The 24,510-nt window shown below is 34.4% G+C and carries 24 protein-coding genes; 13 read left to right on the forward strand and 11 right to left on the reverse strand.

Annotation, left to right across the window (positions count from 1 at the left end; translation table 11 throughout):
- Positions 1-13: 13 nt before the first annotated feature.
- On the forward strand, positions 14-1,150 hold the full coding sequence (locus BST91_RS08970; RefSeq protein WP_085775196.1) for a glycosyltransferase: 1,137 nt from the start codon (positions 14-16) through the stop codon (positions 1,148-1,150).
- Positions 1,151-1,270: 120 nt separating this feature from the next.
- Here the strand turns inward: BST91_RS08970 and BST91_RS08975 are convergent, their stop codons facing one another.
- From BST91_RS08975 to BST91_RS08995, 5 genes are all read right to left on the reverse strand, one after another.
- The gene (locus BST91_RS08975; RefSeq protein ID WP_085775197.1) at positions 1,271-1,558 is read right to left on the reverse strand and encodes a hypothetical protein; all 288 of its coding nucleotides are present in this window, start codon (positions 1,556-1,558) and stop codon (positions 1,271-1,273) included.
- Between the two features lie 105 nt (positions 1,559-1,663).
- A complete protein-coding gene (locus BST91_RS08980) occupies positions 1,664-3,007 on the reverse strand; it encodes a dihydrolipoamide acetyltransferase family protein (RefSeq protein WP_085775198.1) in 1,344 nt (447 codons plus the stop codon).
- A 134-nt stretch (positions 3,008-3,141) separates the two neighbouring features.
- Complete coding sequence (locus tag BST91_RS08985) at positions 3,142-4,230, reverse strand: glycosyltransferase family 2 protein (protein WP_085775199.1); 1,089 nt, start codon at positions 4,228-4,230, stop codon at positions 3,142-3,144.
- Positions 4,231-4,848, reverse strand: coding sequence for a recombination mediator RecR (recR, locus tag BST91_RS08990; protein WP_042277419.1), 618 nt, complete (start codon positions 4,846-4,848; stop codon positions 4,231-4,233).
- 3 nt (positions 4,849-4,851) lie between these two features.
- Complete coding sequence (locus BST91_RS08995; RefSeq protein WP_042277418.1) at positions 4,852-5,391, reverse strand: DUF1599 domain-containing protein; 540 nt, start codon at positions 5,389-5,391, stop codon at positions 4,852-4,854.
- Positions 5,392-5,445: 54 nt separating this feature from the next.
- On the opposite strand from BST91_RS08995, the gene folP reads away from it, so the two are divergent.
- The 4 genes from folP to BST91_RS09015 are packed head-to-tail and all read left to right on the forward strand — an operon-like array spanning position 5,446 to position 8,669.
- On the forward strand, positions 5,446-6,276 hold the full coding sequence (gene folP, locus BST91_RS09000) for a dihydropteroate synthase (protein WP_085775200.1): 831 nt from the start codon (positions 5,446-5,448) through the stop codon (positions 6,274-6,276).
- 18 nt (positions 6,277-6,294) lie between these two features.
- Entirely contained in the window at positions 6,295-7,071 is a 777-nt protein-coding gene (gene cdaA / locus BST91_RS09005; RefSeq protein ID WP_060523974.1) for a diadenylate cyclase CdaA, read from the forward strand.
- 3 nt (positions 7,072-7,074) lie between these two features.
- Positions 7,075-7,857: a DUF3667 domain-containing protein gene (locus BST91_RS09010; protein ID WP_085775201.1), complete on the forward strand. Its 783-nt coding sequence runs from the start codon at positions 7,075-7,077 to the stop codon at positions 7,855-7,857.
- Complete coding sequence (locus BST91_RS09015) at positions 7,857-8,669, forward strand: DUF3667 domain-containing protein (RefSeq protein ID WP_042277411.1); 813 nt, start codon at positions 7,857-7,859, stop codon at positions 8,667-8,669. Before BST91_RS09010 ends, BST91_RS09015 begins: the two co-directional genes overlap by 1 nt.
- On the opposite strand, the gene BST91_RS09020 is transcribed toward BST91_RS09015, so the two are convergent.
- Both BST91_RS09020 and truA read right to left on the reverse strand, forming a co-directional pair.
- The gene (locus tag BST91_RS09020; protein ID WP_042277410.1) at positions 8,666-10,441 is read right to left on the reverse strand and encodes an ABC transporter ATP-binding protein; all 1,776 of its coding nucleotides are present in this window, start codon (positions 10,439-10,441) and stop codon (positions 8,666-8,668) included. The two genes, BST91_RS09015 and BST91_RS09020, sit on opposite strands and share 4 nt — an antisense overlap.
- Positions 10,442-10,542: 101 nt before the next feature.
- Complete coding sequence (gene truA / locus BST91_RS09025; RefSeq protein WP_085775202.1) at positions 10,543-11,304, reverse strand: tRNA pseudouridine(38-40) synthase TruA; 762 nt, start codon at positions 11,302-11,304, stop codon at positions 10,543-10,545.
- Positions 11,305-11,386: 82 nt separating this feature from the next.
- Between truA and BST91_RS09030 the strand changes: the two genes are divergently transcribed.
- Positions 11,387-11,875 carry a metallophosphoesterase family protein gene (locus BST91_RS09030; protein ID WP_085775203.1) on the forward strand — a complete coding sequence of 163 codons (489 nt, stop codon included), beginning with the start codon at positions 11,387-11,389 and terminating at the stop codon, positions 11,873-11,875.
- Between the two features lie 129 nt (positions 11,876-12,004).
- Here BST91_RS09030 and BST91_RS09035 read toward each other — a convergent pair whose 3' ends face one another.
- A complete protein-coding gene (locus BST91_RS09035) occupies positions 12,005-12,415 on the reverse strand; it encodes a DUF4293 domain-containing protein (protein WP_042277404.1) in 411 nt (136 codons plus the stop codon).
- A gap of 182 nt (positions 12,416-12,597) precedes the next feature.
- Between BST91_RS09035 and rho the strand changes: the two genes are divergently transcribed.
- From rho to BST91_RS13160, 4 genes are all read left to right on the forward strand, one after another.
- Entirely contained in the window at positions 12,598-14,289 is a 1,692-nt protein-coding gene (gene rho / locus BST91_RS09040; protein WP_085775204.1) for a transcription termination factor Rho, read from the forward strand.
- A 305-nt stretch (positions 14,290-14,594) separates the two neighbouring features.
- The gene (locus tag BST91_RS09045) at positions 14,595-15,314 is read left to right on the forward strand and encodes a hypothetical protein (protein ID WP_085775205.1); all 720 of its coding nucleotides are present in this window, start codon (positions 14,595-14,597) and stop codon (positions 15,312-15,314) included.
- Positions 15,315-15,452: 138 nt separating this feature from the next.
- Positions 15,453-16,028 carry a hypothetical protein gene (locus tag BST91_RS09050; RefSeq protein WP_085775206.1) on the forward strand — a complete coding sequence of 192 codons (576 nt, stop codon included), beginning with the start codon at positions 15,453-15,455 and terminating at the stop codon, positions 16,026-16,028.
- Between the two features lie 83 nt (positions 16,029-16,111).
- Positions 16,112-16,264, forward strand: coding sequence for a hypothetical protein (locus BST91_RS13160; RefSeq protein ID WP_167342478.1), 153 nt, complete (start codon positions 16,112-16,114; stop codon positions 16,262-16,264).
- A gap of 32 nt (positions 16,265-16,296) precedes the next feature.
- On the opposite strand, the gene BST91_RS09055 is transcribed toward BST91_RS13160, so the two are convergent.
- From BST91_RS09055 to BST91_RS09065, 3 genes are read right to left on the reverse strand one after another with little or no spacing between them, the layout of a single operon-like run.
- A complete protein-coding gene (locus BST91_RS09055) occupies positions 16,297-17,556 on the reverse strand; it encodes a hypothetical protein (protein ID WP_085775207.1) in 1,260 nt (419 codons plus the stop codon).
- Positions 17,557-17,562: 6 nt separating this feature from the next.
- Positions 17,563-18,777 carry a hypothetical protein gene (locus tag BST91_RS09060; protein WP_085775208.1) on the reverse strand — a complete coding sequence of 405 codons (1,215 nt, stop codon included), beginning with the start codon at positions 18,775-18,777 and terminating at the stop codon, positions 17,563-17,565.
- A gap of 10 nt (positions 18,778-18,787) precedes the next feature.
- Complete coding sequence (locus BST91_RS09065; protein ID WP_169709774.1) at positions 18,788-20,059, reverse strand: OmpA family protein; 1,272 nt, start codon at positions 20,057-20,059, stop codon at positions 18,788-18,790.
- 136 nt (positions 20,060-20,195) lie between these two features.
- Between BST91_RS09065 and BST91_RS09070 the strand changes: the two genes are divergently transcribed.
- From BST91_RS09070 to BST91_RS09080, 3 genes are read left to right on the forward strand one after another with little or no spacing between them, the layout of a single operon-like run.
- Positions 20,196-20,750, forward strand: a complete 555-nt coding sequence (locus BST91_RS09070) for an RNA polymerase sigma factor (RefSeq protein WP_085775210.1) — start codon at positions 20,196-20,198, stop codon at positions 20,748-20,750.
- The gene (locus BST91_RS09075; protein WP_085775211.1) at positions 20,743-21,471 is read left to right on the forward strand and encodes a tetratricopeptide repeat protein; all 729 of its coding nucleotides are present in this window, start codon (positions 20,743-20,745) and stop codon (positions 21,469-21,471) included. Before BST91_RS09070 ends, BST91_RS09075 begins: the two co-directional genes overlap by 8 nt.
- A gap of 19 nt (positions 21,472-21,490) precedes the next feature.
- Positions 21,491-24,490 (forward strand): CHAT domain-containing protein, encoded by a 3,000-nt coding sequence (locus BST91_RS09080; protein WP_085775212.1) that lies wholly within the window; start codon positions 21,491-21,493, stop codon positions 24,488-24,490.
- Positions 24,491-24,510 lie beyond the last annotated feature (20 nt).

Consider the following 24,510-nt stretch of genomic DNA (forward strand, 5'->3'; position numbering starts at 1 on the left):
AAGATAGTTTTTTATGCGCATCTTACTCATAGGCGAGTACAGCGGTTACCACAATGCCCTTAAACACGGTTTACAATCTCTAGGTCACGAGGTTGTCATTGCTGGTGATGGTGATGGGTTTAAAAAATTTCCCGTAGACATAGACTTAGGTAGCGATTATTTTAGGCGCAATTGGTTTAGAGAAAAAATAAAAGTAGCGTGGTGGAAACTTACTGGTAACAATCTAGAAGACTATTTAAGATTAGCTCGCTTTCGCGAAAGCGAAAAAAAACTAGCAAATTTTGATATAATTCAATTCATCAATTCAAACGCATTAGGTTGTGCACCCAACATAGAATGGCAAATGATGCAACGATTACTGGAAAACAACAGTAAGGTTTTTTTAATTGCCTGTGGTGATGATTGTGAATACAGCAACTACTTAGTAAATCAACATAAAGGCTATTCAATTCTTAAGGCAGCCGAAAATGCTCCAACAGGAAAAGCAGTTCTTGATCACACCTACAAATATTTGGGTAAAGGATATTGCGATAATTATAACAAATTGATGAAGCGTTGTGTGAATATCGTTCCCAGTAATACGGACTATGCCATGGCACTCACTAATCAAAATAAGGCAACTAGTATCATTGCTGCTCCTGTAGTCGTTGAAAATATCCCAGACGAGATAAACCACGATCTAAGTGTGATTGAAATATTTATGGGTATAAATCGAGGTAATTACTGGAAAAAAGGTATTAATTATTTTGAGAAAGCTTTAGAGATTGTAAAAGAGAAATACAAGAGTAAAGTGAATATTACCATTGCTGAAGATTTACCCTATACCGATTACATTACCAGCTATAAAAAAGCACATATTTTATTGGATCAAGTACTATGCTTTGATCAAGGATACAACGCCTTGCAAGCCATGTTACGAGGCAAAGTCGTTTTTGCAGGTGCAGGTGAACCCTATTTTAAATTTCATAACATTGATAAAATTCCTGTTATCGACGCAACGCCAGATGTGATGGATATTGTAGATAAACTGAGCGAACTCATCGAAAATCCCACCACCATAATTGAATTAGGTAAAGCAGCTAGAAAACACGTCATTCACTATCACGATGCGGTAAAAATAGCTAGACAATTTGAGCATCTCTATAAATAATGATGTAATAAACAACCATGCTCTTTTTACATATAATTGAAAGCGTTATTAATAAGATACGTTGATTAAAAAAACTGATAATGAATTGGTAGAGTTTTATCAACTCACTCAAAGGATAGATTATTTATTTTTCCACTGTATATCGATACCTGAAAAATCTGTTTTGGCTTGTTCTTTAGCTTGTGAAGGAATCATAAATTCAAACTCTACATTCACTTCTAGACCATCGTCTAGGTAGAACAGCATAGTTTCTTCACCTTCATAGTCACATATGACCAAAGCATGAACTTCTTTTACGGTAAAAAACTCTGGATCTTTGTATTCCTGAGGTTCAACAAACTCAAAATAGTGAAGTACTCGTGCTCCTTTAAAAAATTCTATCTGCGGCAAATACAAGTCTTTTTCCATGTTGCAAAAATAATTCTTTCTATAAGGGTTTTATCAAGATGATTAAATAAAAAACCACCTAAGTATTTAGGTGGTTTTTTTAGTCTAACTATAATTTTCAAGTATTTAAATAGTTCTATTAGGATCAAAACTTTCTAGTAGCTGCGCCACTCGTTGAACAAACTGTCCACCTAGAGCTCCATTTACTACTCTATGGTCATAACTGTGAGACAAGAACATTTTCATTCTTATACCTATAAAATCACCATCTGGAGTTTCTATTACTGCCGGCACTTTTCTAATCGCACCTAGTGCTAGAATACCAACTTGTGGTTGGTTAATGATTGGTGTTCCTAGTACAGAACCAAAGGTACCAACATTGGTCACCGTATAGGTACCACCTTGTGTATCGTCTGGTTTTAATTTACCATTTCTAGCTCTATTTGCAAGATCGTTAACCGATTTTGCCATTCCGACCAAATTAAGCTGGTCTGCATTTTTGATTACCGGAACAATAAGGTTACCATCTGGTAAAGCAGCTGCCATACCTAGGTTAACGTTCTTCCTTTTTATTATTTTATCACCATCAACTGATATGTTCATCATTGGAAATTCCTTAAGAGCTGTTGCTACAGCTTCCATAAAGATTGGTGTAAAGGTTAAATTCTCGCCTTCTCTAGCTTTGAAAGCATCCTTATTCTTTTTACGCCAGTTCCATATTGTGGTTACATCTGCCTCTATAAAACTTTGTACGTGTGCACTAGTTTGCACACTAGCTATCATGTGATGAGAGATTAGTTTACCCATTCTACTCATTTCAATGATCTCATCTTCTCCATTGACTGATACTGGAGCTGCCTTAACTGGAGCAGCAGCAGGTTTTGAAGCTGCAGCTGTTGGAGCTGCTGCAGGTGCTGGAGCTGTTTTACCAGCTTTTTTATCTTCTACGTAAGCTAGTATATCGTTTTTAGTAACGCGTCCATCCTTTCCTGTCCCATTAATCGCCTCTAATTCTTCTAATGAAATGTTCTCCTCTTTGGCAATATTCTTAACAAGCGGAGAGTAAAATGAATCGCTGTTTGCGTAGTCGTTATCCGCCTTTCCAGCGGTAGCCATTCCTTTATCAACTTGTGCTGCAGCGGCTTTTACAGCCTCAACAGGTTGTGCAGTTGCCTCAGCCGGCGTTGAATCGTTACTAGAGGATGATGCAGCATCTGTAGCTGAATCTCCGTCAGTTTCTATAATCGCAATAGTTTGTCCTACTTGAACTACATCATCTACTTGAAATAGGATTTCTTTAAGAACACCATCTACCTCACTAGGCACTTCACTATCTACCTTGTCGGTAGCTATTTCTAGTACAGGTTCATCCATTTCTATGGTGTCACCTACATTTTTAAGCCATGTGGTTATGGTAGCTTCTGCTACCGATTCTCCCATTTTAGGTAATTTTAATTCAAATGTTGCCATGATTTTACAGCTACTATAACGTTTTCAATTAGTTTACAAAAGTAAGCAATTAAATAGAGCGTTTAGTGTATTCACAACAAATTAAGAATTCGATAAGTATCAATTACGATATTCTCAATAAATCAAGATTAATTTTAAAATATTTCTATTTTTCCTTGACTGTTTTTGTCGTCACTTCCTACCGCTGTACTCCTATCCAAACTTAAAAATCTATACAAGAATGACCTAGGGTTATCTTTCATATAGTGTAGGATATCTTTTATCAACAAGGAATTAATGTCCCAATATAACGCAGTATTGCTACAAGAAGTCGCAGGCAATGTATCCATAGAACACACCTCATCAAAACTAGACGACCCTTTATTAACCTGATTTGTCACCAGAATCTTTCTCTTAATTTTTGGATTAGGCTGAGTATTTTTTATAGGCTTAATGGATAAAACTTTTACTGCTATTTTAACAACCAGCTTCTCAAGTAAATTGCGTTTGAAATATTTGTCGTAAAACAATTCCATCGCGCCGTAAAAACGCTTTAGGTATTTTTTATCCTTTACAGTACTCTCACCTTTAAAATGAACAACGAGAGCGTCACCTAGATAATGATTTTGCAAATTATTGGTTAATGCGGTGTATGACAGATCTATATCCTCGCCATACATAAAATACCGTTCATCAAATCCTCCTAAATCTTGGTACACTTTCTTCCTACAAAACATAAAGGCTCCTACCAGGATCTCAACAGGACCTCTTGAATCTTTATCAATTTCATTAAAATAATACTTGTCGTCGTGACCTAAAAATTTTGCTCTTGCTACTTTTGGAGTAGGTAAATGCCTTTTGCTTTCTGGTAAAAAGGTGCCTGATCCATCAATGAGTTGGGTCCCTACAAATCCTAAATTTGAGTTCGCTTTCGCGAAAGCGAGACAATTTAAAAACACATTTTCACCAACTATGGTGTCGGGATTGAGAATACATAAGTAAGTACCACGAGCTTGTTTAACGGCTAGATTATTTCCTTTGGAAAAACCATAGTTTGAACCAAAAGGTAATAAGGTTACCTGCGGATATTTTTCTCTAACCAGTTGAACACTATCATCAGTAGAACAGTTATCAGCAACTATAATCTCACTAGTAATTTTTTGTGTAGCTCTTATGACACTATCCAAACATAAGCGTAAGAACGGTGCTGCATTATAATTGAGAATTACTACACTTAACTCCATCTAGCTTTTCATAGAGTTTTCATAGGGCACTCGATGCAATATACTGCGACCTAGGGTAACCTCATCGGCAAATTCTAACTCGTCTCCTACTGCGATACCACGTGCGATGGTTGATGTATTCACATCTAGATCTGACAGTTGTTTGTAGATATAAAAATTAGTAGTATCTCCTTCAATAGTAGGACTAAGCGCAAAAATAAGCTCCTGTATTCCTTCTTCCTTTACACGGTTAATCAAGCTAGGAATATTAAGATCTTGTGGTCCTACACCATCCATGGGACTTATTTTTCCACCTAAAACATGATATAAACCTTTATACTGACTAGTGTTTTCTATGGCCATTACGTCGCGTATATCTTCTACCACGCAAACTAAGTTTTGATCACGATTATGACTAATACAAATTTCACAAAGGTCGTTGTCACTTACATTGTGACACTTTTTACAAAATTTGAGGTCGTTGCGCATACTCAATAAGGATTGAGCGAGCGCATCGGTCTGTTGTTCTGGCTGTCGCATTAAGTGCAGGACTAAACGCAATGCTGTTCTCTTACCTATTCCAGGTAATTGAGACACTTGGTTAACAGCCTCTTCTAATATTTTTGATGAGAAATTCATGTATTATGAGTCTCCTAAATGTATCATAGCAAACACAGAATAATTGATCATATCTTGATAATTAGCATCCAGACCTTCAGAAACAAGGGTTTTACCTTCATTATCCTCTATTTGCTTTACTCGTAACAGTTTTTGCAGTATGAGGTCGGTAAGCGAGCTTACTCTCATATCACGCCATGCCTCACCATAATCGTGATTTTTGTCCATCATTAATTGTTTAGTAATTGAAGCATGATGGTCGTAAAGCTCTAGTGCCTGTTCCAGATTTAAGTCTGGTTGATCCACTACACCTTTGTCTAATTGTACGAGCGCCATTAATGAATAATTGATAATTCCAATAAACTCACTTTCTTGACCTTCGTCAATTTTTGATTCGGTTAAAGTTTGTAAACCTCTTATACGTTGCGCTTTGATAAAAATTTGATCAGTAAGCGATGGAAGCCTGAGAATGCGCCACGCAGCTCCATAATCTTTCATTTTATTAGAAAACAACTCGCGACATTGTGCGATAACGGCATCGTATTGCTTACTTGTATCTGACATAAAGGTTTAAATTTGGTGTAAATTTAGTTTCAATTTTTCACATAACCCTATTTCATGTCGACTATCAATTGTGCTGGCTCACTAATCAATCTTTCAAAAGCTCATACCATGGGTATTGTAAACGTTACTCCAGACTCGTTTTATGATGGTGGTAAGCTCAAGTCTGATAAAGATGTACTCACACAAGTGGAACGCATGCTCGATGAAGGAGCCACTTTCATTGATATAGGTGGTTACAGTTCTAGACCTGATGGGACTGATATTAGTGAGCAAGAAGAGATTAAAAGAGTTGTTCCTGTCATCGAACTTGTAGCAAAAAACTTTAATATTAAAGGGTTGAGTTGTGACAGCTTTCGCGGAAGCGTGATTAAAAAGGCCCTACAACACGGCGCAAACCTAGTCAATGATATAAGCGCCGGACTTATTGACCAATCCATACTACCCGTGGTAGCAGAAGCACAAGTACCTTATATTATGATGCACATGCGCGGCACACCACAAACTATGAAAACTCTTACTGAATATGATGACCTCATTCATGAGATAAATTATTATTTTTCTGATAGAATCGCTGCAGCACGCGCGCTAGGAATTAATGATATTGTAATTGACGCTGGATTTGGTTTTGCTAAAACTAGAGAGCAAAATTTCACTTTGCTTAAAAACATGAGTTTATTGCAAGCGCACCAAGTTCCTATTCTAGCAGGAGTTTCAAGAAAATCAATGATATATAAAACATTGGATACAACCTCGGACAAAGCGTTAAATGGAACTACTGCCCTACACATGATTTGTTTACAACAAGGTGCTAAAATTTTGAGAGTACATGACGTTGCGCCTGCCATGGAATGCATTAAACTATTTGAAGAACTGCAAGAAAATTAATTTCTATTTTTACAACTTATGGGCCTACCTGATTTTAGAATTGTAGATTTAATTGATATTGTATTATTTGCCTTTTTGGTTTACTACATATACCGGTTAGTTAAAGGAACTGCTGCGATTAATATCTTCATCGGGATCATTATCTTTTTGGTGATTTATCAAATCACGGTTACTCTTGAAATGAAGCTATTAGGATTAACACTAGGTGCCTTTGTAGGTGCTGGTTTTATTGCTCTAGTTGTAGTTTTTCAACAAGAAATAAGGCGTTTCTTATTGATGATAGGAACAACAAACTTCACTAGCAGAAAAAAATTACTACGCCAATTGAAGTTTTTTAGGGAAGATTCGACAGCACAACATCATGTTGTAGATGAAATTGTAAGCGCCTGTTTTACATTAAGTAAAACTAAAACAGGCGCGCTTATCGCTATTAAACGGGACGTTTCTATGGATTTTGCAAAAAACACAGGAGACAATATGGACATTCTTGTCAATGCTCCAATACTACGTAGTATCTTTTATAAAAACAGTCCCTTACATGATGGCGCCGTGATTGTAGAGGATAATAAAATCACTGCCACTAGAGCCATTTTACCTGTAAGCAATAGTAAACAAATACCTAGTAGATTTGGCCTTAGACATAGAGCAGCTCTAGGTATTACTGAAAGGACAAATGCTATAGCGGTTATTGTAAGTGAAGAAACAGGCCAAGTATCTCTAGCTCATGAAGAGGAATTAGAAACGTTTCAAGACGAGAATAAACTCGCCGAAAAAATGAAGACTTTATTATCCTAATTTATGGAACGCAGCTGTAGAAATTGCAACCAAATGCTATATCATGGACATGACTACTGTCCAAAATGTGGCTCAAAATGGATTACAAAACGGCTTACCATCAATACGATTACTAGAGAATTTTTTGACCGATACCTGGGTACTGACAATGTATTAATATCAACTTTCAAGGCTCTTATACTTCAACCAGAAATTGTAATTGACAACTACATAAAAGGTCAACGTAAGAGATTTGTAAATCCCATTAATTGGTACTTAATAAGTCTTACACTCATCGGTCTTCAAATGTTTATTCTTAAGAACTTTTTCCCTGAGTTATTAAACCTAGTCGATATAAGTGAAACGAACAAACTAGAGTTATTCAACTATTTCTATGACTATTTGGGTGCATTAACTTCTTTATTCTTGCCCTTGTACGCGTTTACTGGCTGGCTTGTATTTCTTGATATACGTAAGTATAATTTTGTAGAACATCTTATATTATTTGTATATGCTTTTGGGCTACTCAATATGGTTACTGTAATTTTTACACCTTTAATGATTGTACTTGATATTAGCTATGGAGCAACATCCATCCCAATATCTCTTATTAGCGTCATTCAAATAGGCTGGTATTACAAAAGAATTTTCAAATTAAGTTTAGGACAAACGGTACTCAAAGCCATTCTATCGAGTATCGTCTTTAGTACACTTCAAATAATATTTATCATTATTACAGCGGTTTTTGTTCTAGGCGGCATCTATTTAATCAATCCAGAATACTTAAAAGCATTTAAAACAAATTAATGGAACGAGTTTGTAAAAATTGTAACCACATCTTCTACGAGAAGCACAACTATTGCTCTAATTGTGGTTCAAAATGGATTGAAAACAGAATCACGATGCGCAATGTAGCAGCTGATTTTGGCGATATGTATTTAGGGATAGACACAAAATTTGTGAGAACTTTTTTAGATATGTTTACCAAACCTCGTGATGTCATCAATGGATACATTAAGGGACGTCGCATGAATTATGTAGACGCTATCAGGTATTTATTTATAAGCTTGTTTTTCACTGGAATTACGGTATTTGTAATGAAACATACCGAAATAGAATTTTTAAATACGAGCGATTTAATTGATATGTACAAAAGAATGGGCATTCCTGAAAAAGACGCTATAACTCAGGCAAATGCTTTTTCTCAATCTACTGAGTTTACTCAAAACTACATGTCTATAATAGTCTTGTTATCGATACCTATATATGCTCTTTGGGGTAGAATAACATTTTGGGGAAAGAAGAAATACAATTATACCGAACAGCTGGTCATTCAAATGTATTCCTATAGTCAATATGCCATCGCTACTACACCTATTGCTATAGCTATTTTAGTTCTTGCACCAGATTATTATGGAGTATACACAATATTTACATTGCTCACGCTTTTTTTGTACAACGTTTATGTGTACCAACAATTATTTAAACTAGATCTGGCCCAAACCGTAATGAGAAGTTTACTATTCTTTGTAGTAGCTATAGTTTCTTATATAGGTCTTATTATACTTGTTGTTCTAGCGATGATTATAGGAATGATTGTATTTAAATTCCTGATTTAGGCTACTTCTTGCTGTAAAAATTGAACCTCGTATAAATTACGGTAATAGCCATTTTCTTTTTGCAACAATTCTTTATGTGAACCTATCTCGACTATTTCACCAGCATCCATTACAATTATTTTATCTGCTTTTTTAATAGTAGCCAATCGATGTGCAATAACTATGGACGTGCGTCCTTTGGTAATGATGTCTGTGGCGTCTTGAATTAATTGTTCACTATAAGCATCAACAGAACTTGTAGCTTCGTCTAGAACTAAAATACTAGGCTTACTCACGTAGGCTCTCAAAAAGGCGATTAATTGACGTTGACCAGAACTTAACATAACGCCACGCTCCTTTACATTGTACTGATAACCATTAGGCAAAGACATAATAAAGTCATGAACTCCAATTTTTTTAGCAGCTTCAATTACGTCTTCTTCGGTGATGGATGGATCTTGCAGTGTAATATTGTTAAAAATAGTATCTGCAAAGAGAAAAACGTCTTGTAAAACAACTGCAATTTGTGACCGCAATGAGTGTAGTTGGTACGCTTTCGCGGAAGCGGAATCAATCTTAATTACACCACTGTTAATTTCATAAAATCTCGATAACAAATTAATGATTGTGGATTTACCAGCACCTGTCGCTCCTACGATAGCTACTGTCTCGCCTGGATTAACTGTGAATGACAAATTCTTTATAACTGGTTCATTTTCTACATAACCGAAATTCACATTCTCAAATTCAATAGCACCTTTAAGGTTTTCTGCCAGCATGGTACCTTCGTCTTCAATCTTAGAATCGGTATCAATTATGGTAAACACACGATTTGCTGCTACCATTCCCATTTGTAAGGTATTGAATTTATCGGCTATCTGCCTCAAAGGTCTAAATAGTTTTTGAGATAAATCTATAAACATAACAATTGTACCTATCTCCACTAAAAGAGAACCTCGGTCCAAATTAACCACAAATCCTATGTAAACGATAAGAGCAATGGTAATACTTGAGGCCATTTCGGCAATTGGGAAAAAGATAGAGTTGTACCATACGGTGCGCACCCATGCGTTGCGATGCTTGTTATTGATTTCCTTAAAACGTTCGTACTCTATTTTTTCGCGATTGAAGATTTGAACAATTTTCATACCGGTCACCCTTTCTTGAACAAAACTGTTAAGATTACTAACCTGAGTACGCACCTCTTCAAACGCCTTTTTCATCGCTTTTTGAAATACTCGTGTGGCATACAAAATAAACGGCATTACTATTAATGCCACTAGGGTCAATCGCCAACTATAAAAGAACATAAAACCTAAAACCACCACCATCTTAAGTAGATCGGATATCATCACAAATAAACCTTGTGAAAATATACTTGCAATGGTTTCAATATCACTTACTGCACGTGTTACTAATTTTCCAACTGCACTAGTATCAAAATACTTCATTTTGAAACCCATCATGTGGTCAAAAAGCTTCAAGCGTAAATCTCTAATAACCTGCTGGCCCAACCAGTTTGCATAAAAAATAAAACTAAGCTGCAACAGCACCTCTATCATTAAAGCACCTATCATCATTGCGAGCACAGTGGTAAAACCTTCATACTCTTTTGGAACTATGTGCTCGTCGATAGCCACCTTGAACAAATAAGGCATAGCGATTGAAACTGCTGCAAGTAAAATTGCGCTCAAGGCTACAAAGTAATACGTAAAACGATAAGGTTTTGTATAGGCTAGGATGCGTTTAAATAAACGCAGGCTAAATGCATTTCCTGTTGTTTTATCTGCCATATGATTTTAGCTTCTTTAAAGCTTCAAATTTTATTTTTTAAAAGTAAGACAATAACCCTTTTAAGCGCTGATTATTCTATCGATTTTAACGATATCACAATTTAATCTTCTATTTTGAAAATATGATCTGGATAATGAACCCTGCTCAGGTAAAGTCCTTGGGCTGGTGCACTAGGACCTGCCATGGATCTGTTTTTAGATTTAAGAACCTCGTGCAAATGATCAACCGACATTTTATCATATCCTATTTCCAATAAGGTTCCTACAATAGCTCTTACCATATTTCTCAAAAATCGGTTAGCTTTAATATGAAAAATGACATGGTATTTTTGATGCTCAAATGATACATTCATTAAATCACACAAATACGTGTGTACGTCACTGTTTGACCTAGAGAAGCATTCAAAATCGTTATACTCTAGTAACAATTGAGCTGCTTGATTCATTTTATTAAAATCAGGCAATCTATATAAAATGTGTGAGTTGTGATTGAAAAAAGGATCTGGTCTTAAGTGAAAATGATACTCATAACTGCGCGCAGTAGCATCAAATCTTGCATGAGCTGTTTCATTCACATTAACAACGGTAAAGACCGATATATCATCTGGCAACCATCTATTTAGTTTATAAACGATATTATCCAATTTGTTAGGATCATCTAGTTCAAAATGCGCAAACATTTGTTTTGCATGAACACCAGCATCAGTTCTACCAGCTCCTACAAGTGATATAGACTCACGCAACAGCAGCTGCATACCTTCTTCCAGTTTTTCTTGAACGGTAATAGCATCTGGCTGTCGTTGCCAGCCGTGATAATTTGTTCCATTATAGGCAAATTCTATAAAAAATCGATTCGATTTCATACTGCAAAGATAAGCGGCTGTTTGAGGAAAACAGGTAACTATTGACTGCTTTACTCCTTACTTTTGTGATAAAGTTAATTTCATGAAAATCCTATTACTTTCTGACACACACAGCCATATTGATGATTTCATACTAAAATATGCGCTCGAGGCAGATGAAATATGGCACGCAGGAGACATTGGTGATTTAACGGTGACCGATCAGTTGTCCCAAATAAAACCACTTAAGGCTGTGTATGGTAATATTGACGATGACAAAGCGCGATTACAATTTCCAGAACACTTACGGTTTAAATGCGGTGGTATGGACGTATGGATTACTCATATAGGTGGATATCCAGGTCGTTACAATATGCGAGTAAAAGAGCAGATATACCATAATCCGCCAGATATTTTTATCTGTGGTCACAGTCATATTCTTAAAGTTATGATGGACAAAAAGATCAATTGCCTGCACATGAATCCTGGCGCCGCAGGTATTCATGGATTTCATAAAAAACGAACAATGTTGCGATTTGAAATTAATGCTGGTAAGATTAGTAATCTTGAGGTTATTGAAAAGGACAGGTAAATCGTTCTAGATGAATCGTGATTTTTCTATTACGCTTTCGCGAAAGCGAGCTTTAAATTGTTTTAAAACAAAAAACCTGCAAGGTGGCGCCTCGCAGGTTTTTTCACTAATATCACTAAGATAAAATCGTTATCGTAATCGGTCCGCTGATTTTACGAGTTGTTCATCCTTCCGTATGGCCTTGTTTGCCAAGGCAAGTAAAACGATAGATAATACAGGAAGGAACATCCCAAGGCCTTTCTCAGAAACCGCCGTTCCTCCAGACCAAGTTAGGGCTCGATATACAAAAACTCCTAGCAAAATAAGATTAATCAGTATATTGAGTCTATTGATAACAAATTGTAACTGCCTATTTTTAAATAGGAAGATTGCAAATATAGATAAAACAGCACTTACCATAAAAGTACCAAAGTAAACTGAATCATCTACACCTAGAAATTCATTACTATCGCCATTAAGATAAGCATCTACTACCCAAACTAATACACCAGAAACTAGTGCTGCCAGTATTAAGTAAATAGATTGTATACGTTGTATCATTACATATTTTCTATTGAGCAAAAATAAAACTTAGCCATTAAAAACAGTAGTTAATATCATTTTTTTAAGTATACTTGCAGTGTATTAGGTGTTAAACTACTGTTTTCTAGACCACCTAGACGCGTCAATTTTTTCTGATAAAATTGATTTAGTTCCCTTATAATCTTATCATTTAACAAATAATGTTTCAAATAGCTGATTTAAAATCAAAGAAATTACCTGAATTACAGGAAATTGCCAAGGATTTAAACGTACCTAAGTATAGATCCCTGCGCAAGTTGGATTTAGTTTACAAAATTCTAGATGTTCAAGCAGAAAACCCTAAAGCTCTAGAAAACCTAGACCTAGACAACAAAAGTGAAGATTCACCTAAAAAGGAGTCTAAACCAGATTCAAAAAAGGAATCAAGGACTGCGCCTACTAAAAATAACGAACAAAAGAAAGAACGTAGACCAAGAAAAAACAACAATCCAAAGTCAGCAGAAAAGGATAAGGAATCTAACACTTCTTCTAATAAAAGTCAGCCTTCTAAAAAAGAGAATAACACAGAAGAAACAAAAACCAACGATTCTAATAAGAATAACAAAAAGTCTAATGACAATCGTAACGATAATCGTAATGAACATCGTAACGATAATGACACTAGAAATAAGAACAACAATCGCAATAAGAACAATAACCGAAACAACAATAGCGGTAACAATGTTCCTAAAGGAAATAAAGACAACCGTAATCGCTATCGTGACCCAGATTTTGAATTTGATGGAATCATCGAGAGTGAAGGTGTTCTTGACATGATGCCTGATGGTTATGGATTTTTAAGAAGCAGTGATTACAACTACTTATCTAGCCCAGATGATATTTATGTTTCTCAATCACAGATAAGATTATTTGGATTAAAAACAGGTGACACAGTACTAGGTATGGTACGACCACCCAAAGAAGGTGAAAAATACTTTCCTTTAATTAAAATTTCTCAAATCAATGGATTAGATCCAAAGGTTGTTAGAGATAGAGTATCTTTTGAACACCTCACTCCATTATTTCCAGATGAGAAATTCAATATAGCCGAGAGACAATCCAGTATTTCAACTAGAGTAATGGATCTATTTGCCCCTATAGGAAAAGGGCAACGTGGTATGATTGTGGCGCAACCTAAAACGGGAAAAACAATGCTACTTAAAGATATAGCAAACGCTATAGCAGCCAATCATCCTGAAGTATATCAACTTATATTACTTATAGACGAACGTCCTGAAGAAGTAACAGACATGCAACGCAATGTAAGCGGTGAAGTAATTGCTTCAACTTTTGATAAAGAGGCGCATGATCATGTAAGGGTAGCTAACATTGTTCTAGAAAAAGCAAAAAGAATGGTTGAATGCGGTCATGATGTTGTTATCCTATTAGATTCAATTACCAGACTAGCACGAGCTTACAACACTGTTCAACCTGCCAGCGGTAAAGTACTTTCTGGTGGTGTGGACGCTAATGCTTTACACAAACCTAAAAGATTCTTTGGCGCTGCTCGTAATATAGAAGGTGGTGGATCATTATCTATCATAGCAACGGCATTGACAGAAACTGGTTCAAAAATGGACGAGGTAATCTTTGAAGAATTTAAAGGAACTGGTAACATGGAACTACAATTAGATAGAAATATTTCCAATCGTAGAATATTCCCTGCCATTGATTTAACCTCATCGTCTACACGTAGAGACGACTTACTTCTTGATGAAAGCGTATCACAACGTATGTGGATTATGAGAAAATACCTAGCTGATATGAATCCGGTTGAGGCTATGGAGTTTATATCACAACGAATTAAACAGACAAGAAACAATGAAGAGTTTCTAATAAGTATGAATGATTAAACATTCTTCCCTATTAGATAAAGCCTCAATTCACATTGAGGCTTTATTTTTGCACTTCATCCTGATTTAATCACTTTGGTCGATTGGCTAATACCCACATTTAATCAAATGTGAAATATTTTAAAAAAACACGCTTCAAAAGCGTCATTTCCCTGATAAATAGGAACTTTTAAAGAATAAAAAAATCACCTTTTTATCAAAACATTCAGTTTAACGTTTTTAAAAGAGTCCTAATCGAAAAATCATAAATTAAGACTTGTTAAGTATTTTGTAATTGTACTTTTGGGCCACAAATTACAATCGTGATGAAAAAATTATACTATTTATTTGCTATCGTTTTACTAGCTGCTTCTTGTTCACAAGTAGAAGATGCAAACGCTCTAGAAGGTCAAAATGATCAAATAGAAATTGCAAAATTAAGCGAGCAAGAATTTATAGATCATGTTGAGAATATTGCTCTTGCAGACAATTTAATCTCACAACATATTAATCCTGAACAATCAGTTTCTCCTGTTCCTTATGAAGCGATGACTACACAAGTGGAAGAAGGGAAATTTGGAATCATTGGTGGTTCTAACTCTGGAGCTTGTTTTGTAGGAGAGGCTCTTAAAGTTTCTAACTCAAAAAGATACGGTGAATTCACTGTAAATATGGACTCTAATAAAACATATCTTGAATTAGAATTGAACGATGGGTGGTACTTACACTCAATCTATATGAATGTAGATTCTACTTGTGATGCCTTACCTAGAGACAGTAACAACTTAATCAACCCATGTTTCTATGGAATCCGCAACTGTTTTAGAGCTTATACAGAAAGTGTAAAGTATAGATTCAACAATAACCATTTCGGAGATTGTTACTGTACATCAGTTTACGCTATAATCTACAGTGTAAATGAGCACGGTTGTATAGATCAAACTCACGGAATATGGGTAGACGGTGCTGAAGTTCAAGATCAGTTCAACATTCGTACTAATACACACTGTATGTCTGACTGTGGTAATGGAAACCCAGACAACTAAAAGATACAACAACAAACCAATAATTAAAGACGCCTAATTAGGCGTCTTTTTTATTTAGAATAATATTAAAAATAGTTCGTTGTAATACTGCGTATTTTTGCAAAATCTTTAAAACAAAACTTTTAAGTATCCCTAAACATGAAATTCTATTTCTTTTTACTAATACTGATTATTACACACACATCCATCCTAGCACAGGATTCCATCGCTACCCATGAAAAATTGAATAATAAGTTCAATGAAGTTATAGAATCCTCTAACAGATATCAAGAATATAGAGTCATTGAAATTGATAAGATTAACAAGCTTAAAAAAGAAGTCACATCAACTGTCGAAGATCAAGATATTGAAATTAATAACTTAAATAAGCGTATCGAAGATCAAGTAATCCAGATACAAGAGCTGAACGACCAAATGGAAGCTAGTAAAATTGACATTGCCACCCTGGAAAAAGGACAAGATAGTATGGAATTGCTAGGTATTCAACTAGAGAAAAGTATGTATAATATTATTCTATGGTCAATAATTGGGATTTTAACCTTATTACTGATAAGCTTTATCTATAAATTCAAAAACAGCAACACTTTAACATCCACCGCTCAAGAACAATTGGCTCAAATCGAAGAAGAATATGAGAATTACCGCAGAAATGCGCTTGAAAAAGAGCAAAGGCTTAATAGACAATTACTAGATGCAAAAAAAGCTAACAAATAATTAAACAAGATGTAATCCTTTGTTAAACCAGTTGTTATACTCTTATTAATTCATAAACTTCTTTATCTTTAAAAGAAAAGATTATGAATACAGAAGGAAAAACGCCAGAAAAAACGAGCAAAAAAGAACAAGCCATTAATCTAGAAGAAACGCATGGCAAAAAAATTAATCATCAGGTTAAGGACAAGAAAGAATACACACAACCCAGAGATAATTTAAACGCTAATAAAGAATAATAAAAAATCCCGCTAGTGCGGGATTTTTCTTTTTATATAAGCTCAATAGTGTAATAGTATCCAAAATGAATTTTCTTCTTCTTGGGCTCTTTTATATCACCATATACATTTAATATACGCTTACCATTTTTCACTTCAATTTTAAAGTGATCAGGACTATCTGGAATTCTGAATCTACCATTACTACCACGAGCATAATTGCTTTCACTAGTTTTACCTGTTAACAAATCAATAACCGCTTTCATATCAATATTTCTTTTTGATCTAAAATCACTGCGTTTGAGAGCTCGAAGACTTTCTATAAATACAAACTCATTTGCCATAGATATTTTGGGTAATTGTTTTTCATAAACGTTGTAAACAAAGTAACCGCTTGTATTAAATAATTGTCCTTCTGGATAGTTATTGATATCATTACTACTGTACCATTGACGCCAGTGAATACTTTTTAAGATCCAAGAATCCCTTCCTGTATTCTCTCTTTTTTCATAATCCTGTAGGTTACTTCCCATCTTTAATTGATTTCTAAAACCTAAAAAACCACGTTCTCGTTTTCTTAAATTGTCTGAATTCCAACATTTAAAACCATTTAGGGTAATTTTAATCTTATACTCCTTTCCTAGATTTGTTCCTGTTCTTACATCAGAATTTGGTAACTGTGAACGGTTACCATTCCAACTTCCATATTCCAAATTATCGTATTTACCTTTGAATGAACTGTTAGAAAAAATAAAGGAACATGGCCTGATTTTACCTGATTCTTTATTTTTAAACTGACCTTTAAAAATTCGGGTCGATGGATTTTTCTTACCCCAAATCATTCCTCCCTTATCTCCATAATGAGCGACCATAAATCCAGACTTACTATCTATAAAGTCTAGCGTACCGAATTTAGTGTTCCACTTTCCTTTATGGTAATTTTGTTGCGCATCGCTTACTTTTTTCCCGTTCCAATCTCCTTGTACTACACCTGTACTCCATTTCCAGGTGCCTTTAAAACCTAACACAGTTTTTTCTAAGTATGCGTAACCTAAGGTTCCATTGTTATCAAAAACAACGTTTAGCTTTCTTCCGCTTTTTCTGATAGACCTTATAGTTCCTCGATCACTATATGTGCCTACCACATAATTACCTCTTTGCAATAGGATAATTTGACCAAAATTAGTCTCATAGGTTCCTGTCCAATTGAGAACCGTAGTAGGTTCCATGTTTGATGTTGTATCTGATTCTGCTTTCGCGAAAGCGATACCAAAAAGTAATATCGCAATTGCAATTAATCTTGAAGTTTTCATATTGATTTAATTAAGTTGAATTGTATAGAAGTACGCCCATTTATCATTATTGCCGTATTTAATAAAGGCATAACCGCGTACCTTGCGTTTACCGTTAGATTCTGAAAGCCAAAAAGTGTGATCAGAATTTGAGATCTTCTTACGACCATCGGAAGCGTTTTGAAAGCTATTAGAATTTCTTTTGTAGGTCAAATAATCCAATATATCCTTCATAGGTATTGAATGAGCCACTAAACGATCCGAAGCATTACTAATGCTACGTAATCTTTTATGCGTGAAGTTTAAATTGAGAATTGGATTTTTGTAATATCCTTTACCACCATTATTGTAATTAACAAGATTGCTATATTCTTTATCAACCTGCTTTTCTTTATTTTCTTTATAGGTAATATTAGATTGATCTTTATATAATGTGTGTGTCCAATGCCTTCCTTTTTCATCAAATAAAGAGGCGCTTATTGTGACCTTACCCCTTTCCTCACCATGCATTAAACCGCGATTTTTATAATTCTTAATGGTTTGTAGTGTAATATTTACAGTCTGACCGTTCTCACTTCCTCGTATATTAGAATACTGCCTGCCTTTAGAAGTGATAGTTCCATATAGGCCATAATCCCAATCCATTATGATATCAAAAGGACCGCTGGTCTTTATTATGTCTTCTGAATTTGAAATATAGGCGTAGAACTTCATTTGAGATCCACCACTAAAACCACCGTGAACAAAGTACTCCTGACCATCCTTATATAAGAAACCAGCAACTTTACCTTCTGGATTATGAATGAGGTCTAGTGTGCCAAAATCTGTTTTAAAGGTGTTCCACATGTGTAATCCTTTGAGTTTTGAACTAGTTTTAAAAGTTCCATCCCATTTACCATCCCATTTATTTCTACCCGTGGTTGTTTTCCATTTCCAATCTCCTTTCCAAGCTTGATTAGATTGTGGAGTGAAAGAAACTTGTCCTATTTTTTTACCATTTGAAAAGCTACCAGTGTAGACTCTTCCTCGACCTGAAATGGTAAAATTGGATAGTAACAGATGACCTACTCCTTTGTAAAGGCCTACCGTTTTCTTATTTGATCTTGAGTTTAAAATGTGAATATCTCCATGATCTGATGTGTAAACTCCATCCTTAATTTTAGCATTAATTACTTCATTTCCAGCCATAGCTAGGGCTGTGACAACCATAAATACGGCTGCCGTTATTATTGTTTTTTTCATGATTGATTGATTAAATTTTTCTTATTTCTACGCGACGATTTATTGCTTTGGCCGTCGCTGTTGTTTCATTTGTAAGTGGTTGCGTATCACCAACTCCATCTATTGACAAGATATCTGGCGTGATATTAAAATCATTAATGAGGACATTATAAACTGATTCTGCACGCTTTCGCGAAAGCGTGATGTTATCATCATATTGCCCATCACTGTCAGTGTGACCTATAATTTGATATGAATTCTCAGGATTATTCTCAATCTCTCGAGCAATTGCCTTTATAGTAGCGTAGGATTCTGGGTTTAAGCTTGCGCTTCCTGACTGGAATGTTATTCCATGAGCTTGATAAGAGTCGTTATGAAACAAACTTGTAGGAATTTCAACCTGTCCAGCATATTTAATATTACTGATATAAAAATGTTGATTTGCCGGTGAAACATTACTAGCAAATCGGATTGTTTGATACAGCACATCCGGTTGTACCGCTTGGGTCATATCAATTACTTTTTCACTATTGATATACATTTTTATACGAGTATCCTTTTTTACAATTGAAACGTGGTGCTTTTGATAAGGTTGTGCAGTTTTATTTGATAATACCGCATGAGGTTGTTTTGTAGATGCGTATGTAGATCTACTTGTTGTTTTTTTATATAGTATCGCTCCTTTACCACCACCGCCAGAACCTGCGCCTATACGCAAATAGGTGTAAAAATTACCTTTATAAGGTTTTGACAAATAACTATATGGATCTTCAAGATCACTAAGTATGACATCAAAGTGTCGCTTAAATGCATATTCGTCCATTTTAAAATCATAAACAAAGTCAAATTCCAGTGTAAAATCGGATTGTAAATTATTGGCGATCTCACTTATAACTATAGTCCTTGATCCTGCCCCAAGTTTTAGCCATTTTTCATTGAATTCCTCGAGCTTTACTACTTCAGTTCCTGCGTTTGTATGCCAGCTAGTGGGAAAATCTCCAATAAGCACATTAGAAAAATCTTCAAAGTAGAGAAGATTCTCTCCAGGTGTAAAATCAAATTTTGAATATGTTTTAAAAGTAGATTGATTGTCATAATACATTGAGTCTTTAAACTCAACCATTTCTGATTCTTCTTTCACTATAGGTGAAGCATCATTAACACTATCGTTTCCAAATAACAGGTCGTCTACTCCTTTATCTATTTTATTTTCTATTTTCTTTTCAGTCTGCTGGACTTTTTGATCAATTTTCTTCTTTAATTTTTTAAAGAATTGAGCTTGACCATTAAAGGCTGTTAACATAAATAAGCACGTTAACAGGGTACAAAGGTTTTTCATGATTAGAGTTTTTAATTGATTTACTCCTTAATGAAGAGCAGGAATAAAAGGTTAACAAAAACTAAAAATTTGTAACTTTAATTCCTCTAACCAACGGATAATGAATCATCAACAAGAAGAGACCATTTACCTTCTAAAATCTGGAGATCGATCCTATTATGAAAAAATCTATTTGCATTACAAGCAAGATTTTAAAGGATACGCTCTTAAACGAGGTATTCCACTACATGATGTTGATCAATTATATCAAGACAGTTTTGTTCAACTGTATCAAAATGTCGCTGCCGGTAAATTAACTACACTTACTAGTAGCTTAAAGACCTATTTATTTGGAATAGGGAATTATAAGATGATGGAATACTATAAATCTAAAGGTACTTATGTTAACCTTGATACTGATAATGACATTAAACAAGAAAACCCCATGATGTTCTTTGAAGAACAACCATTGACTGAAAATCAAAATAAATTATATACCGCATTAAACAAAATAGGCACTAGATGCAGAAATATTCTTGAGTTATTTTATTTACAAGGTTTGAGTATTAAAGAAATACTAGCAACCGAGAATTATAGTAGTGAAAATACAGTCAAAGCACAAAAAAGCAGGTGTTTAAAACAACTTAAAGAATTAGCAAACAAAGCAGATGGATAAAGAACAGCTCATACAATTAATTATACATAATAAGGCTAACGATTATCAGAAAAATGAATTTGAAAAACTCGTTAATACTGACCTAGAGTTCAAAAAATCCTATCATGACGCACTTGATATGCGTGCTGCATTAATTAAATCAAAATCTGCAGAATTGAGAAATTTGTTTGACAAACTCGAGAGTACGCATAGAGATAAAAAGCAATTTTCTATAAAATTATCTATAAAAACAATCATTCCTTTTGTTGCGGCGGCTAGCATCTTGCTTTTCATATTGTTATGGAATAGTTCTCCTTCAAATGACGAAATTTATAATCAATATTACACTCCTTATCGCAATGTAATAGTAAATATAGAAAGAGGCGAAACAATAGGAGATGATCAAGTGAGTCGAGCTTTTTACAATTATGAAAGTAAAAATTATGCAGTGGCATATAAACAGTTTGACAGCATATACAATCAAGATAATCAAAGCTTCTATTTGTTTTATCAAGCTAATGCCGCGCTGGGAAATGAAGATTATTCTTCAGCAATTGAGCTATATAAAAAACATCAAAAATTACAAGATGACTTCTACGCAAGATCACGTTGGTACCTAGCCCTTTCTTACGTAAAAATTGGTGAGAAGGAAAAAGCAATCTTGGTACTTGATAAAATAATTGATAATCAAAGCTATAACTACAAAAAGGCTCAATCTCTATTACAAACTTTAAAAGAATAAATCCTTAATTTTTTAGGCTATGAGAACCAACCAAACAAGCAGAATCATCTCTTACCTTTTGACATTTAGTCTTATGCTTTTCTTATTGGCTTGTAAAAAAACTGAAGACAGCAGCTTTAACAAACAGATAAATACTCACGTTGAGAGTATTATTGAAACCGATAGAATTAATGACTCGTTGAGTAAAAAGTTCTATCAACAAGTTCAGGATAGTATAGCTGTTAATAATATTAATCCATCACTCATTTCACTTTTAGACAGCACAACCTTTTATTATGACAAGGTAAAGGTTAAAGACTTAAATTATTTAAATGAAATTTATAAACTTAATTACTCATTTAGATATTACCAAAATGATGTAGAAAATGCGGTACTGAAAATAAAGCAGTTCTTAAAGATTTATAATTCTTTAGACAATAAAGATTATAAAATAGAATTACCAGCAATTGATTACTTGGTAAATGGATTGCTTAGAACTAGTGACTGTAGTGTTGCGATTGATGATTACATAAAGCCCACCGTAAGAAAAATTGACTCTTTAATTAAAATAGAATCTACCCCAGAAAATCTTGAATTTTTAGAAACAGCAAAATTATCTCTTTATCAAAACCATCTTTCCTGTACACAAGTAATGGATAACGGATTTGAAAAAATTAAAGTCCTCAAAGAAATCGAACCTCTTTTAACCCCAAAATACAAAGGAAAGGATTATCTGTTTCAAATTCTAGATTTAATCAATAACGTATCAGACACTTATCATGCATTAGGTGATTACGATAAATTTCAACTTTATCTACACATGTATGAAAACCTACCTGCAGAAAGAGATGCAATAGATAAACAAATCCTCATGGACAGGTACATGATGCATGCAACAAACGTAAAATCTGATTCCCTATTCTTTAAATATTATGATGAATCCAATCGTATTTATCAAACTTCTAGAAATGAATATCCTGAATTTTCTGATGAATACATTACTATTGCTCACTGGCAGCGGATAGCTCACGAGCGCAAGGCAAGATACCTTTTAAAACATGTTAACTCATCCGATAAAGAAATAGCAACTCTATTACATAAAGCTATTAAACTAGTTAGTAGTTTTCAAAATGATAATTACATCAACCCTATTAATGCGTATAAAAACCTTGTCGAATACCATCTTGCAAACAAAAGAATAGATAGCGCTGTATTTTATTTGAATAAGCATTTAAAAAAATCAAAAACTCTTGAAGACAGTTACCATATAAGAGATAACTATTTTCTAAACACTTTGGTTAAAATACAATCAAGAAATAAAGATTCAATTATTAGAAGTCTAAATGATTACTATAAACATTTAGGCATTTCAAATATCGATTCGTTTATCAATAAACCTGAATTACTTAAAGAAACCTCTTTAAGCGAATCATCTGTAAAAAGGTTTATCAAGCTTGCCCATTCTCTTCATAGAACAGCGACTAACAATCAGGACGACGTATTACTACATAAAAGTAAAGAGCTATTTCTATTAAGTACTGGATTAATAAATCAGATGAATTTAATCGTAAATAATAATAGTAATTATGTAATACAAATTGACAAAATCAATAACGCTCTGGTTCAAATCGATGATAAACTATCTCAATTAAATGCCTTAAATGAAGACGATATTTTTAAAACGGTAATAGCTTTAGAACAAAACCATTCCGTTGAAATAAAATTAAAGTCAAGGTTGTATAAGAATGTAAAAAACGATTCCGTTCTCCTCAGTTGGCTTTCGCAAAAATACTCTCTCGAAAAAAGGATAAAGAAAATCTCTCAAGAACAATCTAAGGACTCTATAAGTCAATTTAGTTATCCAACACTGGTTAATGATCTTAATAACGTTAATCAAAACATAGAAGAGAACTATCCTTACTTATCTACTAACAAGCAAGGTCAAATTACCATTTCATCTCTTAAAAGTTTGGCAAGCCAGCAAACCTCTCATGTATACTATAATGGTGACGATGGCCTTTATTTATATTCTGTAAGTCAAAATCCTTATACCATTAGACTACTTAACAACGAGGAGTTTAATAATATAAATCATAGAACCATCCAGTCAATAGCTAATAAAGAGCCGTTACTACCCACAATTAATATTGGCAACAAACAATTTACTAACGTCACAATTACACGATATGGCGCTACTCAAAACCTACCGCTCCATTACTTAGTCTCAAATTATGCTGGTAAAAATATAAGCTATTCATTGCAACTTCAAAGTCATCAATTTGATGGCGATCAAAGACCATCATCTTCGCTCATTATTACACCATCCTACACAAATGTAAGCAACAGTCTAGCAGCTGTTATTGAACGATCTGGTTCCTATTCATTACCCTTTGCACGTGACGAAGCAACCTATATTTCTAAATTATTTGACGGTACTCTTTTTATTGATGAAGATGCTACTAAAGAGAAATATATTGAGAACGCACCCAACCACAATGTTCACCATCTCGCTATGCATGCTGTAATTGACGAAGAGAATGATTACGATGCAAGGTTATTATTTCAGGGTGAAAACGATGAGGATTTTCTAAACCTAGAGGAAATTTACAAATTGCATTTAAATGCCGATTTAGTAACATTAAGCGCCTGTAATACTGCTTATGGTAAAATAGATCCTATTGAAGGTGCAATGAGTCTTTCTCGAGCATTTCAATATGCAGGTGCAAGAGCAACCATAACTAGTTTGTGGCGTGTTCCTGATAGAGAGACATCGATTATTATGAAGAGCTTCTATTCTCATCTTAAAAAAGGTCAACCCAAAGATGTTGCACTTAGACTAGCTCAGGAAGAATATGTATCTAATCAAGTTGAAGAAGAATTTAAACATCCCTATTATTGGGCTGGTTTCATACTTACCGGAGACACTAATCCTATAATTTATTCAGATTCACCTTTGGAAAACCTATGGTATGTGATTCCTTTCATACTATTATTGATAGTTCTCTATATCACGCTTTCGCGAAAGCGAAAAAAACAATAATCCCTTGTTAACCTATTTCA

It is taken from the genome of Nonlabens tegetincola, assembly GCF_002117085.1.
Lineage (GTDB): Bacteria > Bacteroidota > Bacteroidia > Flavobacteriales > Flavobacteriaceae > Nonlabens > Nonlabens tegetincola.